We start from the raw sequence: 14,872 nt of genomic DNA on the forward strand, positions 1-14,872 counted from the left end.
CGACTCGCACGCGGAGACGTCGAACTGTTGAAATACGGTCTCGGAGATAGCACCGTATGACCGACACCAGCGGCCACTCGGCTCGCATCGACGACTCGGCCCGAATCGTCGACTCCGACGTCGGACGCTCCACGATTCGCGAGTTCGTCACCGTCCACGACTCGACGGTGGGCGACGACTGCGAAATCTACGAGCGAACCTCCCTCAAGAAGTGCCGAATCGGCGACGACGTGGTGGTCAACGCGGGCGGGTTCCTGGAGAACGTCGATGTCGAGGACGAGGTACAGGTCGGCCCGAACTGCAGCGTCGTCGGCGTCACGCACGAACTTAGCGAGTCGGGGATGAAACACCACGACGACGTGTTCGAGACGATTCTGTTGCGAGAAGGGTCGTTCGTCGGCGCCGGCTCGGTGCTAACGCCCGGCGTCGAAATCGGCGTGGACAGCGTCGTCGCGGCCGGGGCGGTGGTCACGGCGGACGTGGGCGACCGGAAGCTGGTCCTCGGCTCGGCGCCGAATCAGCGGGTCGTCGACCTCCAGGAGTGGGTGTGATATCCGACTCACGTCGACCCGGGAACGAATAGAACCCACCTCTTACCGCCTCGGTCGGGACAACTCGACTCTCGGACTCGGCGGGTGTTTCCAGCAGTCGGACCTAAGAGTCGGGCTGGTACGTTCGGCGATGTGTAGTTAAGAGGGGTTGAGTCGGTAGAAGTGCTGTGTCGGTAGTTCACGGAAGCCTCCGCGCTCGCGGCGAAGGCCGGCGTTCACGAGAGCTTCGCTCTCGTGAGCCCACGAGAAGTGCCGTCGGCACTTCTCGGGACGACGTAAGCACCGCAGGCGAGCGAACGCAGTGAGCGAGCCGAGGAGCGCAGCGAGCCGCCCGAGTCGCGAGCGCGGCCCCTTTCGAATTCCCTCTCAACACCGGCTGTTCGGCCGGTTGTTGCCCGTCTTTGCTCGGTGGGTCGCTCAACTAAACACGACCGTACGTTCGTGCCCATCTCTTATCAATGGCGAGTAGTAAGCGGTCCGCGCCGGGAAAAGACGCCCCGGCTCAGGGGGCGCCGCGTCGACCGGAATGCCTTGATGCAATCCAACTGACCCGGTTCGTATCGCCCGAGATGCTGAATTGCAGTTCCGTTTTTGGGGGTGTGACGGGAAGTACATGGCGGCAGAAGCAGCCGTGTTGCTGACTTGTAACTAACAGCGAAACGCTCGCGGTTTCTATCGAGTTCCCGGACTCGCGGTACGGCTCCGGGAGCCGACATAGTTCGACTTCGACCGAGAGAGACCCGGCCGGGAACGCCCGAGCGACCCCGACTACCCCTCGCCCACCATCCGGTCTTCCTCGTCCCACTCCCGCTCGCGGAGTTCGTACTTCTGGACCTTCCCGGTCGCCGTCGTCGGCAGCGACTTCACGAACTCGACCTCCCTGGGCACCTTGTACGAGGCGAGGTGCTCGCGGCTGAACTCGATGAGGTCCGCGGCGGTCACGCCCGGGTCGTCCACGTCCCCGTTCGCCGGGACGACGAACGCCTTCGGCGTCTCGCCCCACTCCTCGCTGGGCGCCGGGACGACGGCCACGTCGGCGACGGCACCGTGTTCGAACAGCGTGTCCTCGAGTTCGATGCTGGAGATGTTCTCCCCGCCGGAGATGATGATGTCCTTCTTGCGGTCCTGGATGGAGACGAGCCCCTCCTCGTTCACGACGGCGAGGTCGCCCATGTGGTAGTACCCCTCGACGCGGTCGTTGAACGCCTCCTCGGTGGCCTCGGGTTTCTCCCAGTAGCCGTCCATCACCTGGTTGCCGCGGACGACGATTTCGCCGACCGTGGCGTCGTCGTGGGGCACGTCGTTCCCGTCCTCGTCGACGACGCGGACCTCGGTGCCGAGGTAGCCAAAGCCCTGGCGCTTCTTCACGGCGAAGCGGTCGGGGTCGTCCTGGTCGAAGAAGCGACGGAAGTCGGAGGTGGTGATGAGTGGGCCGGTCTCGGTGGCGCCGTACACGTGTTTGAGATACCAGTCGAACTCGTCTTCCACCGTGCGGATGGTGGCCTCGGGCGGGGCCGCCCCGGCGGTGGCGACGCGCACGGGGTTCTCGCCGAGGGTCTCCGGGTCGTGCTCGTCGTAGTAGTCCATCAGGCGATTGAGGACGGTGGGCGCCGCACAGAGGTAGGAGACGCCCTCGTCGCGGACGGCCGAGAAGATCTCCTCGGCGTCGACGCCGCGGGTACAGACGTGTCGGGCGCCGTTGCCCGTGACGGCGTAGATGTGCCCCCAGCCGTTGACGTGGAACATCGGGAGCGTCCAGAGGTACACGTCGTCGTCGCGAATCTCCCCGTGGTGGGAGACGAGGTACGCGTGGATGGTCTCGGTCCGGTGGGTGCGACAGACCCCCTTCGGGTCGCCGGTGGTGCCCGAGGTGTAGTTGATGGTGATTATCTCCTCTTCGTGCATCTCGGGGCGCTCGTACTCGGCCGACTCGGCGACCACCTCGTCGAAGGACTCCCAGTCACCCTCGACCTCGTCGGCATCGTTCGTCACGAACGTGGTCGTCGGCACGTCGTCGCGAATTGACTCGATCTTGTCGGCGTAGGCGTAGTCGGCGTACACGACGTCGACGCCGGCGTCGTTCAGGATGTACTCGAAGTCCGACTCGATGAGCCGGTAGTTCAGCGGCGTGTGGATAGCGCCGACCTGCATCGACCCGTAGGCGGCTTCGAGGTGGTAGTGCGTGTTGGGGTCGAGCACCGCCACGCGGTCGCCCTTCTCGACGCCACGGGACTGGAGGAACGCGGACCAGCCGTCGGCGCGCTCGCCGAGTTCGTCGTAGGTGTAGCGCTCGCCCGTCGTCGCGAGCACCGCCTCGTGGGCGCCGTAGTTGCGCCGTGCCCTGTCCAGAAAGTCGGTGACCAGCAGTGGCTTCTCCATGCCGTCCGGTGATTCGTGAAGCGCATTGAAAAAGATGAAGGATGGTGTAACCCATGCGCCGACCCGGGCCGGAGCGCGCCGTGGTTCGGTACCGCTCCCGAGACGTTCGTACCCGTCCGTACGGGACCCTCCAGCAATCTTTTCTCCGTACTAATACCCACAAAAATCTCTTGTAGGCGACGGTCCGAATCGAGCGTATGGGACTCGCCGAGTTCACCGGGCTGACACCGACCGGCTACGACGAGGGCACACGAATCGAGCGCGTCTCCCGACACCACCGCTGGGACGTCGACCGCGAGGCTTGGAGCGACTGTACGAACTGCGGCTCCGAACTCCGACTCCGAGACCGTCACCTGCTCGTCAGGCTCGGTCCGGGGCGGGGCCACGAAGCCGGCCGCGTCCACGTCTGTGACGAGCGCTGTCTGGCCGAGTGGGTCGGTCAGGGGTGAGTACGGACGGTCGTTACGAGTCCACGAGTCGGCTCGCGTCGTGTGGAGGAGACGAACGCGGCGGGCCTACGACGACCCCCTCGTCGCCTCCAGCGACCAGAAGAACCCGAAGTAGGCGACGACGCCGAGCCCCATCGCGAGATACGTCGCCCACTGGGGCGCCGAGAGGAACCCGAACAGCGCCGAGACGACGGTCACCCAGACGAGGGCGAAGACGAGGTCGACGACCATCCCCGAGCGGTGGTCGCGGACGTGCTCGCCGACCGCTTCGAGGCGGCTCATCGGCTCCCCCGACCGGCGGGCTCCGGCACGGCTCACGCCTCCTCCTGTCGGTCGACGACGAGGACGGGGCGGTGTGTCGCGCGCAGAACACGTTCGGTGACGCTCCCGAGCAGGGCGCGTCTGACGCCCGCTCGACCGTGGCTTCCCATGACGACGAGGTCGACGTCCGCCTCCTCGGCGTAGTTGGCGACGACGACGTGGGGCTGTCCGACGCGCGTCTCCTCGACGGCGTCGACGCCGCGTTCGCGGGCCGCGGCGGCGACGGCGCCGGTCGCGGCCGACGCGCGTTCGCCGAGCTCCGTCATCTCGTCGAGCTTCCCCTGTCGGATGCGGTCGACCTGTTCGGTCCCGAGGCCGAGGTTGACGGCGTCGATGTCGACGACGTATAGGGCGTGAATCGTCCCCCCGTACTGTGCGGCGAGGTCGACCGCGTGGTCGACGGCCAACTCCGCCACGGGGCTCCCGTCCGTCGGGACGAGGATTCGGTCGTACATGCTCAGTCGTCTCCCTCGACCTGCCCGCCGTCGGTCGCGGCGACCTCCTCGGCGGACTGCATCTTCGACATCGGTTCGGGGCTGTGACACTGCCGGACCAGCCGCTTCGTCGCCATGTCCGGCTCTTCGGTCGCGAGCGAGACGGCGATGGTGACGACGAAGACGATCGGGACGGCGATGAGCGCCGACCCGATGGCCGGCACCCACTGGGCGAGCGCCGCCGAGTACGGCTCCCCGTTCCCGACGTAGGCGGGGAGCACCTCGTTCATCATCGGAACCAGCCAGATGACGAGGCCGGTGGTCATCCCCGCCAGCGCCCCCTGCCGATTGGTGTTCTCCCACCAGAGGCCGAGGAAGAACATCGGGAACAGCACCGCACCGGCGAGCGAGAACGCGTAGGAGACCAGCGCGGCGATGGGCGCCGCCGGGTCGAGCGCGGCGAGCGTGGTGACGACGCCGAGCGCGACGATGCTCGCGCGGCCGACGAGCACCTGCTGGCGCTGGGTCGCGTCCTCGTTGATGATGTTCGCGTAGATGTCGTGGGAGATGGCCGAGGAGCCGGCGATGAACAGCCCCGACACCGTCGCGATGGCGGCGGCGATGCCGCCGGCGGCGACGAGGCCGACGAACCACTGCGGGAGGTTCGCCAACTGGGCGGCGAGCACGACGATGACGTCGCCGGCGGCGCTCGTCATCCCGGGGTCGCCGTACGTCGGCCCGATGTTGTCCGTGTAGAGGTCGGTGCCGAACGCCGCGAACGCCGGCGCCGACAGGTAGAGCAGGCAGATGAAGCCGAGGCCCCACACCGTCGACCAGCGGGCGGTCCGCTCGTTCTCGACGGTGTAGAAGCGCACGAGCACGTGGGGGAGCCCACACGTGCCGACGACGAGCGAGAACGCGGTGGCGATCCAGAGATAGTAGCTCTGGTTGACGAACGGCTCGCTGAACTCGTTCCCGAGTGTGCTGATGAGCGCCCCGTACTCTATCTGGGGCAGTATCGTCGAGTATCCCTGCGTGTAGCCGACGGCGTAGAGGCCGGCGAGGAAGGCGACGATGAGGATGACGAACTGGACGGCCATGTTCTTCGTCGCGCCCATCATCCCCGAGAGGGTGAGGTAGCCGACCGTGATGGTCATCATCAGGACGACCATCGACTGGTAGCCCGTCAAGCCGAGGATGCCGAGGTTGCCGAAGATGTACAGGCCGACGAGCCCCATCCCGCGGGCCTGCCCGATGGCGTAGACGAATCCGATGAGGAACGTCGTCACCGCCGCGATGGCGCGGGCCGCGTCGGAGTTGAAGCGGTCGCCGACGAAGTCCGGCGCCGTGTACTTCCCGAACCGCCGCATCTGCGCGGCGAGGAAGATGAGGAGGATGAAGTAGCCGGTCGACCAGCCGACGACGAACGCCAGCCCGTAGAACCCCGAGAGGGCGATGAGCGCCGCCATCCCGAGGTACGACGCCGCGGACATCCAGTTGGCGCCGATGGCCATCCCGTTCTCGACGTTGCCGATGGACCGTCCGGCGACCCACATCCCGTCCGTGTCCGCGACGCGGAAGGCGTACCCGATGCTCAGGAACACCGCGAGCATCGCCGCGACCATCACGGCGGGAACGAGTTTGAACGAGACGTTCAGCCCCTCCGGGAGCAGGCCGCTCTGGAGGAGCAGGGCGAGCGACGCCGTCATCGGCGCTCACCCCCGTCGGCGGCGACGGCGTCACCGGCCTCGTCCTGTGCCGTGCCGGCGCTGTGGTCGATGCCGTACTTCGCGTCGAGCGCGTCGCGCTTGCGGGCGTACCACACCGACAGGAGCAGCGCGCCGCCCGGTGCCCCGATGGCGACGAGGAAGTAGTGCAGCGGGAACCCCAGGACGGGCATCGGCGCGGTCATGACGTCGGGTGCGACCGCCGTGAGCGTCACGGGGCCGAAGACGATGAGCGCCCACGCGACGAACCCGGTCCAGATGACCTTGAGATGGTCCCGCATGAACGGCGTACTCGGCCGGAGAAGATTCACCTCGCGTTCGAGGTAGTCCGTCTCCCGGTGGCCGTGTGTGGACTGTGTACCCGTACCACCGTCGGTCTCGATAGACGGGTCTCGTCTGTCGTTTTCTGCCATCGACCGGACTGACACAATCCTTCAGTATAGATGCTTTGAATCCCGAAGGCGTTGCGAAAAAGTCGAGTTCGGAGTCAATCAGTTTAGCCGACCAGTCTATATGATTACAATTCGGCGACTCAGTCCTCTCGCTCCACCTTCGTCTGGATGTCCTCGACGATCTCCGGGTTGCGGAGCGTCGTCGTGTCGCCCAGTTCCTCGTCGTTCGCTATCTGTTCGAGGAGGCGACGCATGATCTTCCCGGAGCGCGTCTTCGGGAGTTCGGGCGTGAACACGACCGCCTCGGGGCGGGCGATGGGGCCGATGCTGTCCTCGACGCCGCCGACGATGCGCTCGCGCATGTCGTCGTCGCCCTCGTACCCGTCTTCGAGGATGACGTAGGCGTAGACGGCTTCGCCCTTCATCTCGTGGTCGCCGCCGACGACGGCGGCCTCGGCGACGCCTTCGACGCCGACGATTGCGGACTCGATCTCCATCGTCCCCAGGCGGTGCCCGGAGACGTTGATGACGTCGTCGACGCGGCCCAGTACGGTGATGTACCCGTCCTCGTCTATCTTCGCGCCGTCCTCCGGGAAGTACACCCAGTCCTCGGGGTCGTCGCTGTCGGTGTCGGAGTACTCGGCCCAGTACTCGTTGACGAACCGCTCGTCGTTCTGATAGAGGGTGCGCAGCATCCCGGGCCACGGCTTGTTCACCGTGAGGTAGCCCGCGCGGCCGGGCTCCACCTCCTCGCCCTTGGTGTCGACGATTCGCACGTCGAGACCCGGAAGCGGCGGGCCGGCCGAACCGGGCTTCATCTTCTTGATGCCGGGCAGGGTCGTCACCATCATCCCGCCGGTCTCGGTCTGCCACCAGGTGTCGACGACGGGACACTCCTCGTTGCCGATGTGCTGGTAGTACCACTTCCACGCCCGCGGGTTGATGGGTTCGCCGACGGTGCCGAGCAGGCGGAGCGAGGAGAGGTCGTGCTCCTCGGGGAACTGCTTACCCCACTTCATGAACGCCCGAATCGCCGTCGGGGCGGTGTACAGCTGGTCGACCTCGTACTCCTCGACGATTTCCCAGAGGCGGTCGCGCTCGGGGTAGTCGGGCGTCCCCTCGTACATCACCGAGGTGGTACCGAGCGCGAGCGGCCCGTACACGATGTAGGAGTGGCCGGTGATCCAGCCGATGTCGGCCGAACACCAGTAGGTGTCGTCCGGTTTGATGTCGAGGACGGCCTGGGAGGTCCACGCCGCCCAGGCGAGGTAGCCGGCGGTGGTGTGTTTGACCCCCTTGGGTTTGCCCGTCGTCCCCGAGGTGTACATGAGAAAGAGCATGTCCTCGGCGTCGCGGTGGACCGGTTCGACCTCGGCGCCCTCGTGGTCGGCGACCAACTCGGCGTAGTCGTGCTGGCCGTCCCGGAGGTCGTGGCCGTGGCCGTCGTCGCCGAGGCGGTCGACGACCACCGTCGCCTCGACATCGTGGTCGACGCCGTCGAGCCCCTCGTTGGCCTTCTCCAGATGGTCGAGCGCGTCGCCGCGGCGGTAGTAGCCGTCACAGGTGACGAGGAACTCGGAGTCGGCGGCGTTCATGCGAGTCGCGAGGGCCTCCGCCGAGAAGCCGGCGAACACGACGCTGTGGGGCGCACCGATGCGAGCGCAGGCGAGCATGGCGACCGGGAGCTCCGGTACCATCGGCATGTACATCGTGACCACGTCGTCCTCCTCGACGCCGAGGTCCCGGAGGGCCGCCGCGAACTCGTTCACTTCGCGGTGGAGCTCCTCGTAGGTGAACGTCCGATTCTCCTCGTCGGTCGGCTCGCCGACCCACTCGATGGCGACCTCGTCGCCGCGTTCTTCGAGGTGGCGGTCGAGGCAGTTGTCCGAGACGTTGAGCTTTCCGTCGGTGAACCACTTGTAGAACGGCGGGTTCGAGTCGTCGAGGACCTCGTCGTACCCCTCGTACCAGTCGAGGAGGTCGGCAGCGCCCTCCCAGCACCCCGGCCAGTCCTCCTCGAACTCCTCGTAGATGCCCTCGTCGGTGACGTTCGCCTGCGAGACGAACTCCTCCGACGGCTCGAACTCCTCCTGTTCCTCCAAACGGGCTTCGAGTTGTCCCTCTTCCTCGGACATAGTTCGTTACGGTCTTCCCGGACTAGCGTGATAAGGGTTACCTCCACGGGCGGTATTTTCCGGGGGATAGCGTCGGGGTACGAAGAGTACCCCTCCCGAGGGAGGGTCCCCCATCCGCACCCCTTTTACCGGATTCCGAACTGTTCAAATTATAATTATTATAGAAGTATGTATCGAACGGCACGGGTGGCCCCTGCGTTCCGCTACCGGGGAGAGCTTCCGCCGACCGAAAGGATAGTGAGCGCGCCTTCACAGCCCGGTGCCCGCCGTCCACGCGAGGTCGTTAGTCTCAACGGCGGGCTCCGGCCCGTTCGCGCCGAATAGAGCATCGACGGGGAGGGGAAAAAGCGGGATGCCCTACCAGTATGTATCTCCCGGGCGGGCGGTGAGTCGGTCGGATTGGGCCGACTAGACGACCCCGACCGTCTCCCGGTAGCCGCCGTGTTTCGCTTCGAACACGCCCATGATTTCGCCCATCGTCGCGTACGCCTTCACCGCGTCGACGATGGCGGGCATCACGTTGTCGCCGCGCTCGACGACCTCCCGGAGTTCGTCGAGGGCGGCCTCGACGGCGTCGTCGTCGCGTTCCTCCTTCACCTCCGCCAGTCGGGCGAGTTGGCGGTCCTGGGTCTCCTCGTCGACGTGGAGCAGTTCGGGACGGGTGTCCTGGTCCATCGTGTACTTGTTGACGCCGACGACGACCTCCTCCTCGTCCTCGACGCGGGACTGGTACTCGTAGCTCGCCTCCTGAATCTCGCGGTGGAAGTACCCCTCCTCGATGCCGGCGAGCACGCCGTCGCGCACCGAACCGTCGCCGAGTTCCTTGATTTCCTCGATGTACGCCATCGCCTTCTCCTCGGTCTCCTCGGTCAGCGACTCGACCATGAACGAGCCGGCGAGCGGGTCGACGGAGTCGGCGGCGCCGGACTCCTCGGCGATTATCTGCTGGGTTCGCAGGGCGACGCGGACCGCGTCCTCGCTCGGCAGGGCGAGCGCCTCGTCGAAGGAGTTCGTATGGAGCGACTGCGTGCCGCCGAGTACCCCCGCGAGCGCCTGAATCGTGACGCGGACGACGTTGTTCATCGGCTGCTGGGCCGTCAACGACTGGCCGGCCGTCTGGGTGTGGAACTTCAACTGCAGGGAGCGCTCGTCCTCGGCGCCGTACCACTCGTTCATCACGCGGGCGTAGATGCGCCGGGCGGCGCGGAATTTCGCGACCTCCTCGAAGATGGAGTTGTGGGAGTTGAAGAAAAAGGAGAGTTGCGGGGCGAACTCGTCGACGTCGAGCCCGCGGTCCATCGCGTCCTCGACGTAGGCGAACCCGTCGGCGAGGGTGAAGGCGAGTTCCTGAATCGCCGTCGAACCGGCCTCGCGGATGTGGTAGCCGGAGACGGAGACGGGCTTGAGCTTCGGCGTCTCCGCGGCCGCGTACTCGATGGTGTCGGTGACGATGTCCAGCGACGGCTCGGGCGGGATGACCCACTCTTTCTGGGCGATGAACTCCTTCAGCATGTCGTTCTGGAGGGTGCCCCGAAGCTCCTCGCGCGGGACGCCCTGCTGGTCGGCGATGGCGACGTACATCCCGTAGACGACCGCCGCGGAGGGGTTGATGGTGAACGAGGTGGACACCTCACCCACGTCGATACCGTCGAAGAGAATCTCCATGTCGCGCAGGGTGTCGACGGCGACGCCCTCCTTGCCGACCTCGCCGTCGGCCATCGGGTCGTCGGAGTCGAGACCCATCAGCGACGGCATGTCGAACGCCGTCGACAACCCCGTCTGGCCCTCGTCGACGAGGAAGTGGAACCGCTCGTTCGTCTCCTCCGCCGTCCCGAAGCCGGCGAACTGCCGCATCGTCCACGTCCGCCCGCGGTACATCGTCGGGTACGGCCCGCGCGTGTAGGGGTACTCGCCGGGGTTGCCGAGGTCCTCACCGTAGTCGAGGTCGGCCACGTCGGTCGGGTCGTAGAGGCGGTCGACCTCGAGGTTCGAGACGGTGGCGAACCGGTCCTTGCGCTCGCCGAAGCGGTCGAGCACCGGGTCGAGGGTCTCCTCCTCCCACTCCTCGCGTGACTCCTGAATCTCCGCGAGGTCGTCCTCGTCGTACATGACTCGTGGTTGTGCCGGGCAATTGATTAAGGATTCGGGTCGTCGTGCACCGCGCCCTCGCCGTCGGGTCGACCCATAGATTTATCTACTCGTGTAAAGTATCCTTGACTGTAAAGCGATCTTTCCGACAAGGCCGCTTTCCATCCCCCATGACACCGACCGAAACCCCCGCTGCGAACCGGCTCTCCGAGGCGCGTACGTACCGACGACTGCTGCTCGGCGTCGTCATCGGCGGCGTCGCGCTCAACGTCGTGCTCAGGTACTTCGACTACTCGGTGCTCGCCGAACTGACCTACATCGGCGCGTTCGTCCTCGCGTTCGTCGTCTGGCTCGGGACGGACGTCCGACTGTTCGACGAGCGCGACGTGGCCATCGAACAGCGTGCGAGCCAACTCGCGCTCACCGCCTCCGCGCTCGTGCTCGTCCTCGGCGCGTCGGGCGCGCGACTGGTCACGGCGCTCGACCTCTACACCGTTCCGACCGTCGTCTGGGGCGCGCTGTACGGCTACGTCGCCGTGTTCCTGACCTTCGCCGGTGCGTATCTCTGGGTCCGCACTCGTCGATGAGAAACGACCTCCGGGCACACCGCGACCGGGAGGGACTGAGTCAGGCCGACCTCGCCGCCGCGGTCGGCGTCAGCCGACAGACCATCAACTCGATAGAACGCGAACGCTACGACCCGTCGCTCGAACTGGCGTTCAAGCTCGCGGCACGCTTCGAGTGCCGTATCGAGGACCTGTTCCACCCCGATTTCGGCGACGCCTGAATCACCCCGCCGACGCGGTCCTCCACCGACCCTCGTTCCCTTCTCGCTCTCCGGTCAGACGCCCTGCCCCATCAGGTGTGACCTGAGTAGGTCCGCCGTCTTCACCCCGGCCTCTCTGTTGACCAGGACGACCGTCTCGTCGCCGTCGAACGCCCCCTCGTCGGCGAGTTCCCACGCGCCGGCGAAGGCGATGCCGGCGTTGACACTCACCTCCAGCCCCTCGTGGTGGCCGGCGACGACCGCCGCTTCGAGCGCGTCCTCGTCGTCGACGGCGACCGCGCCACCCTCGGATTCGGCGAGGGCGTCGAGCGCCAGCGACCCGCCCGGCGGGTCCGGCACCTCCAGTTCGCCACAGATGGTGTCCGGCGGCCCCCACGGCTCCGGCACGTCGAGGCTGCGCTCCCACGCCGTCGCAATCGGCGCACAGCCGTCGGGTTGGGCCGCGTAGAGCCGGGGCAGTTCCCCCACTTCGACGAGTCCAACTTCGGCCAACTCCCGGAACCCCTTCCAGACGCCGTACAGCACCTCGCCGGTCCCGGTCGGGACGACCAGGGCGTCGGGGAGGTCCCAGTCGGTCCCGGCCGCGACCTCCCACGCGAGGCTCTTCTGCCCCTCGTGGCGGTACGGGGTCGTGAACGGCATGAGGTCGGTCCAGTCGTCCATCCAGCCGTCGGCGAGCGCCTCGACGGCGTCCGGGTAGCGCCCGCCGACCACCCGCATCTCGCCCCCGTGGACGTTGGTCATCGCCTTGTTGAGAAACGTCGACCGCGACGGGGTGAACGAGTGCGGGCGCATCCCCGCTCGCCCGGCGTAGGAGCCCATCGACTGCCCGCCGTCACCGGGTTCGGCGACGGCCACGTCGGTGGCGTCGGCCGCGTTCGCGGCCGTGACGGCGACGGAGAACCCCCGGTCGAGGACGGTCCCGGTCGGGTTGCGCCCCTCGTCTTTCACGAGCACCCCCGCGACGCCGAGTTCGTCGGTGAGCCGCGGCGCCAACACCAGCGGCGTCGCCCCCTCGGCGACCGAGACGGCCGTCTCCGCCGGGAACGGGAGGAGGGCGTCGACCGCCCAGACGCCGTCGCGCGGTCGCGGAGCGAACGCCGCGCGGTCGAGGTCGGCGGCGAGGGCGTCGTAGTCGTAGTCGGCGTCGAGCGGGGCGTCGCAGTCGGGACAGCGTCCCGAGACGACGACGGACCCCGACGACTCGCCGTCGCTGGCGCCGACTTCGGCTTCGTCACCCTGGTCTCCCACAACTCGCTCGCCACAGCCGGTACACCGGAGTCCGGTGAACGCCGCGGTCGTGTCCATGTCCGACCCTTCGACGCGACGGACAAATCGCTTCCCGTCCGCGGCGACGCCGCTGTCGCCGGGGCCGCGGAAGCGGCGAGGGCGATGGAGCCGAGGGAATCAGCGGGGGTGATAGAACCGACGGAGCCGGTGAGGGCGACAGAACCGACGGAATCGGTGGGATTACCGAGACGGGCGGCAGAAACGGCACCGACGAGACCGTCAGCGACGACGTCGGAACGGACCCCGACCACCGACACCTCACCTTTCGCACACAACCGCTATCGCCGTCCGTGGCCTTCGGATACCCGTACTCGGGCTGTCGACGGCCCGGTCACGACCATGTCATCCGCACCCCTCGCGGCCTCGGTGTACGAACGTCGGCACCGGGTCGCAGTCGAACGCCGGGCCGTACTCGCGGCGGCCGCCGCGCTCCTGCTTCTCGGGGTCGCCAGCCGCGTCGGCACCGGGCCGGCCGAGAGGTCCGAGCCGCCCGTCGAGGTCGTCGCGGCGTCGTTCTACGTCGGACGCGGTCTCGCAGGGGTCCGCGGCAGCCTCCGAAACGTCTCCGGGGAGTCGCTCCCGACGGTGACGGCGACGGTCCGGTTCCTCGACGTGGCGGGCGAGCGCCTCGCCGAAGGGACAGATCGCGTCGAGAGGCTCGCCCCCGGGGTTCTCTGGCAGTTCGAGGTACCATGTCTGGACACCCGCGACGGCACGGTGGACGCGGGAGCGATTGCGGATTACGACCTCGTGGTGCGGGTCGGCGGGTGAACGCCGTCGGGGTCGGAACTGCCGCCGAACCGACGCTTATGTGACGCCCGGCCGAAGCTCGTGGCATGGACGAAGACGCCTCCGTCGTCGTCGCCGGCGCGGGTCTCGCCGGCCTGGTCGCCGCCCGCCGACTCGCCGAGGACGGTGCCGACGTGACGCTGTACGAACGCCGCGACGAGGTGGGTGGCCGGGTCCGCACCCGCCACGAGAACGGGTTCACCCTCGACCGCGGGTTCCAGGTTCTCTTCACCGCCTACCCGATGGTCCGCCGGTATCTGGACCTCGACGCCCTCAACCTCCGGTACTTCACCCCCGGTGCGGTCGTCGCCCGGCCGGACAGTCGCTCGACGCTCGCCGACCCCCGGCGCGACCCGGGCGCTATCGTCGACTCGGTCACGACACGGGAGGTGACGACCGTCGACAAACTGCGGACCCTCGCGCTCGTCCAGCACCTGCTGAGTCGCCGCGAGGCGGAACTGTTCGCCGGTCCGGACATGACCATCCGCGAGTACCTCCGCGAGTGGGGCTTCTCGGAGAAGTTCGTCGAGCACTTCGTCGCCCCGTTCTACGGCGGCGTCACCCTCGACCGGTCGCTGTCCACCTCGAAGCACGTCTTCGAGTACACCTTCCGCGCGCTGGCGAAGGGCGATATCGCGGTGCCCGCCGCGGGGATGGGCGCGATTCCGAAGCAGTTGGCAGAGCGCGCCCGACGAGCCGGTGTCGAGTTCGCGTTCGACGAGCGGGTGACCGAGGTCGACGCGAACGGTGACGGGTCGGGCGTCACGCTCCGGGTGTCCGGAGAGACCGTCGAGGCCGACGCCGTCGTCGTCGCGACCGACCCGAAGGCCGCCCGAGAGCTCACCGGCGTCGAGTCTATCCCGACCGAGGGACGAGGCTGTGTGACCCAGTACTACCGGCTCCCACGCGGAACGGGCCTCGACGTGGGGACGAAGCTGGTGCTCAACGCGGGCGGGTCGGCGCCGAACACGGTCGTCCCGCTCTCGAACGTCGCTCCGGAGTACGCCCCCGCGAGCGCGGAGCTACTGAACGCGACGTTCCTCGGCGAGGGGGCGCTCGAAGCCGACGACGAGGACCTCGTGGCGGAGACCCGCGCCGCGCTCTCCTCGTGGTTCCCGGCGAGGGGGTTCGAGACGATGGACCTCGTCGCCACCGAGCGCGTCCCCTTCGCGCAGTTCGACCAGCCGCCGGGCGTCCACGAGACGCTGCCGGACGTTCGCGCCCCCGGCGCCGGCGTGTATCTCGCCGGCGACTACACCGAGTGGTCCTCGATTCAGGGAGCGATGGAGAGCGGCCACGAGGCGGCGCGGGCGGTGCTCGACGACCGCCGCTGAGCCCTCTCGAGACTCGTCTCGGTGTCGACCGGCAGGAACCACTCCGCTCCCGGAGGCGGACCGTGAGGTCCTCCGACCCGACGCGCCGCAGGAGGTGTGACCGACCCTGCAACGCGTGGTACATTCCATTACTATCTAGGTGGAAAATATTAAATATGGGTACTCATGAGATACAGATGGGCCGAGCAGAGGTGGT

14 protein-coding genes are annotated in these 14,872 nt (G+C 67.4%); 6 read left to right on the forward strand and 8 right to left on the reverse strand.

The genetic code is table 11. The features are described 5' to 3' along the window. The first annotated feature begins 56 nt into the window (after window positions 1-56). Window positions 57-551: a DapH/DapD/GlmU-related protein gene (locus N5095_RS13665; protein WP_267623441.1), complete on the forward strand. Its 495-nt coding sequence runs from the start codon at window positions 57-59 to the stop codon at window positions 549-551. A gap of 768 nt (window positions 552-1,319) precedes the next feature. On the opposite strand, the gene N5095_RS13670 is transcribed toward N5095_RS13665, so the two are convergent. Beyond that, window positions 1,320-2,930, reverse strand: a complete 1,611-nt coding sequence (locus N5095_RS13670) for a long-chain-fatty-acid--CoA ligase (protein WP_267623442.1) — start codon at window positions 2,928-2,930, stop codon at window positions 1,320-1,322. Between the two features lie 197 nt (window positions 2,931-3,127). Between N5095_RS13670 and N5095_RS13675 the strand changes: the two genes are divergently transcribed. Next, window positions 3,128-3,379, forward strand: a complete 252-nt coding sequence (locus tag N5095_RS13675; protein ID WP_267623443.1) for a DUF7576 family protein — start codon at window positions 3,128-3,130, stop codon at window positions 3,377-3,379. A gap of 66 nt (window positions 3,380-3,445) precedes the next feature. Here N5095_RS13675 and N5095_RS13680 read toward each other — a convergent pair whose 3' ends face one another. The 6 genes from N5095_RS13680 to N5095_RS13705 all read right to left on the reverse strand — a co-directional run bounded on the left by N5095_RS13680 (window position 3,446) and on the right by N5095_RS13705 (window position 10,497). After that, complete coding sequence (locus N5095_RS13680; RefSeq protein WP_267624486.1) at window positions 3,446-3,661, reverse strand: DUF8119 family protein; 216 nt, start codon at window positions 3,659-3,661, stop codon at window positions 3,446-3,448. A 32-nt stretch (window positions 3,662-3,693) separates the two neighbouring features. Further along, on the reverse strand, window positions 3,694-4,155 hold the full coding sequence (locus N5095_RS13685; protein ID WP_267623444.1) for a universal stress protein: 462 nt from the start codon (window positions 4,153-4,155) through the stop codon (window positions 3,694-3,696). A gap of 2 nt (window positions 4,156-4,157) precedes the next feature. After that, window positions 4,158-5,843: a sodium:solute symporter family transporter gene (locus N5095_RS13690; protein ID WP_267623445.1), complete on the reverse strand. Its 1,686-nt coding sequence runs from the start codon at window positions 5,841-5,843 to the stop codon at window positions 4,158-4,160. After that, a complete protein-coding gene (locus N5095_RS13695) occupies window positions 5,840-6,274 on the reverse strand; it encodes a DUF4212 domain-containing protein (protein WP_267623447.1) in 435 nt (144 codons plus the stop codon). The genes N5095_RS13690 and N5095_RS13695 overlap by 4 nt, the downstream gene beginning before the upstream one ends. A 119-nt stretch (window positions 6,275-6,393) precedes the next feature. After that, window positions 6,394-8,388, reverse strand: coding sequence for an acetate--CoA ligase (acs, locus tag N5095_RS13700; RefSeq protein WP_267623448.1), 1,995 nt, complete (start codon window positions 8,386-8,388; stop codon window positions 6,394-6,396). A 408-nt stretch (window positions 8,389-8,796) separates the two neighbouring features. Then, window positions 8,797-10,497 carry an acyl-CoA mutase large subunit family protein gene (locus N5095_RS13705; RefSeq protein ID WP_267623449.1) on the reverse strand — a complete coding sequence of 567 codons (1,701 nt, stop codon included), beginning with the start codon at window positions 10,495-10,497 and terminating at the stop codon, window positions 8,797-8,799. 149 nt (window positions 10,498-10,646) lie between these two features. On the opposite strand from N5095_RS13705, the gene N5095_RS13710 reads away from it, so the two are divergent. Both N5095_RS13710 and N5095_RS13715 read left to right on the forward strand, forming a co-directional pair. Next, window positions 10,647-11,063 carry a DUF2178 domain-containing protein gene (locus N5095_RS13710; protein ID WP_267623450.1) on the forward strand — a complete coding sequence of 139 codons (417 nt, stop codon included), beginning with the start codon at window positions 10,647-10,649 and terminating at the stop codon, window positions 11,061-11,063. After that, complete coding sequence (locus tag N5095_RS13715) at window positions 11,060-11,263, forward strand: helix-turn-helix transcriptional regulator (RefSeq protein WP_267623451.1); 204 nt, start codon at window positions 11,060-11,062, stop codon at window positions 11,261-11,263. Before N5095_RS13710 ends, N5095_RS13715 begins: the two co-directional genes overlap by 4 nt. Window positions 11,264-11,317: 54 nt before the next feature. On the opposite strand, the gene N5095_RS13720 is transcribed toward N5095_RS13715, so the two are convergent. After that, window positions 11,318-12,571 carry a pyridoxal-phosphate dependent enzyme gene (locus N5095_RS13720; RefSeq protein ID WP_267623452.1) on the reverse strand — a complete coding sequence of 418 codons (1,254 nt, stop codon included), beginning with the start codon at window positions 12,569-12,571 and terminating at the stop codon, window positions 11,318-11,320. 321 nt (window positions 12,572-12,892) lie between these two features. On the opposite strand from N5095_RS13720, the gene N5095_RS13725 reads away from it, so the two are divergent. Both N5095_RS13725 and N5095_RS13730 read left to right on the forward strand, forming a co-directional pair. Then, window positions 12,893-13,324 carry an FxLYD domain-containing protein gene (locus tag N5095_RS13725; protein WP_267623453.1) on the forward strand — a complete coding sequence of 144 codons (432 nt, stop codon included), beginning with the start codon at window positions 12,893-12,895 and terminating at the stop codon, window positions 13,322-13,324. 65 nt (window positions 13,325-13,389) lie between these two features. After that, window positions 13,390-14,676 carry an NAD(P)/FAD-dependent oxidoreductase gene (locus N5095_RS13730; protein WP_267623454.1) on the forward strand — a complete coding sequence of 429 codons (1,287 nt, stop codon included), beginning with the start codon at window positions 13,390-13,392 and terminating at the stop codon, window positions 14,674-14,676. Window positions 14,677-14,872 lie beyond the last annotated feature (196 nt).

Origin of the sequence: Halobium salinum, assembly GCF_026586625.1 — an archaeon.
Lineage (GTDB): Archaea > Halobacteriota > Halobacteria > Halobacteriales > Haloferacaceae > Halobium > Halobium salinum.

Coding starts and splice junctions, on each gene's coding strand:
- N5095_RS13665 (WP_267623441.1), top strand. CDS start 57: ATGACCGACACCAGCGGCCACTCGGCTCGCATCGACGACTCGGCCCGA.
- N5095_RS13670 (WP_267623442.1), bottom strand. CDS start 2,930: ATGGAGAAGCCACTGCTGGTCACCGACTTTCTGGACAGGGCACGGCGC.
- N5095_RS13675 (WP_267623443.1), top strand. CDS start 3,128: ATGGGACTCGCCGAGTTCACCGGGCTGACACCGACCGGCTACGACGAG.
- N5095_RS13680 (WP_267624486.1), bottom strand. CDS start 3,661: ATGAGCCGCCTCGAAGCGGTCGGCGAGCACGTCCGCGACCACCGCTCG.
- N5095_RS13685 (WP_267623444.1), bottom strand. CDS start 4,155: ATGTACGACCGAATCCTCGTCCCGACGGACGGGAGCCCCGTGGCGGAG.
- N5095_RS13690 (WP_267623445.1), bottom strand. CDS start 5,843: ATGACGGCGTCGCTCGCCCTGCTCCTCCAGAGCGGCCTGCTCCCGGAG.
- N5095_RS13695 (WP_267623447.1), bottom strand. CDS start 6,274: ATGGCAGAAAACGACAGACGAGACCCGTCTATCGAGACCGACGGTGGT.
- acs (WP_267623448.1), bottom strand. CDS start 8,388: ATGTCCGAGGAAGAGGGACAACTCGAAGCCCGTTTGGAGGAACAGGAG.
- N5095_RS13705 (WP_267623449.1), bottom strand. CDS start 10,497: ATGTACGACGAGGACGACCTCGCGGAGATTCAGGAGTCACGCGAGGAG.
- N5095_RS13710 (WP_267623450.1), top strand. CDS start 10,647: ATGACACCGACCGAAACCCCCGCTGCGAACCGGCTCTCCGAGGCGCGT.
- N5095_RS13715 (WP_267623451.1), top strand. CDS start 11,060: ATGAGAAACGACCTCCGGGCACACCGCGACCGGGAGGGACTGAGTCAG.
- N5095_RS13720 (WP_267623452.1), bottom strand. CDS start 12,571: ATGGACACGACCGCGGCGTTCACCGGACTCCGGTGTACCGGCTGTGGC.
- N5095_RS13725 (WP_267623453.1), top strand. CDS start 12,893: ATGTCATCCGCACCCCTCGCGGCCTCGGTGTACGAACGTCGGCACCGG.
- N5095_RS13730 (WP_267623454.1), top strand. CDS start 13,390: ATGGACGAAGACGCCTCCGTCGTCGTCGCCGGCGCGGGTCTCGCCGGC.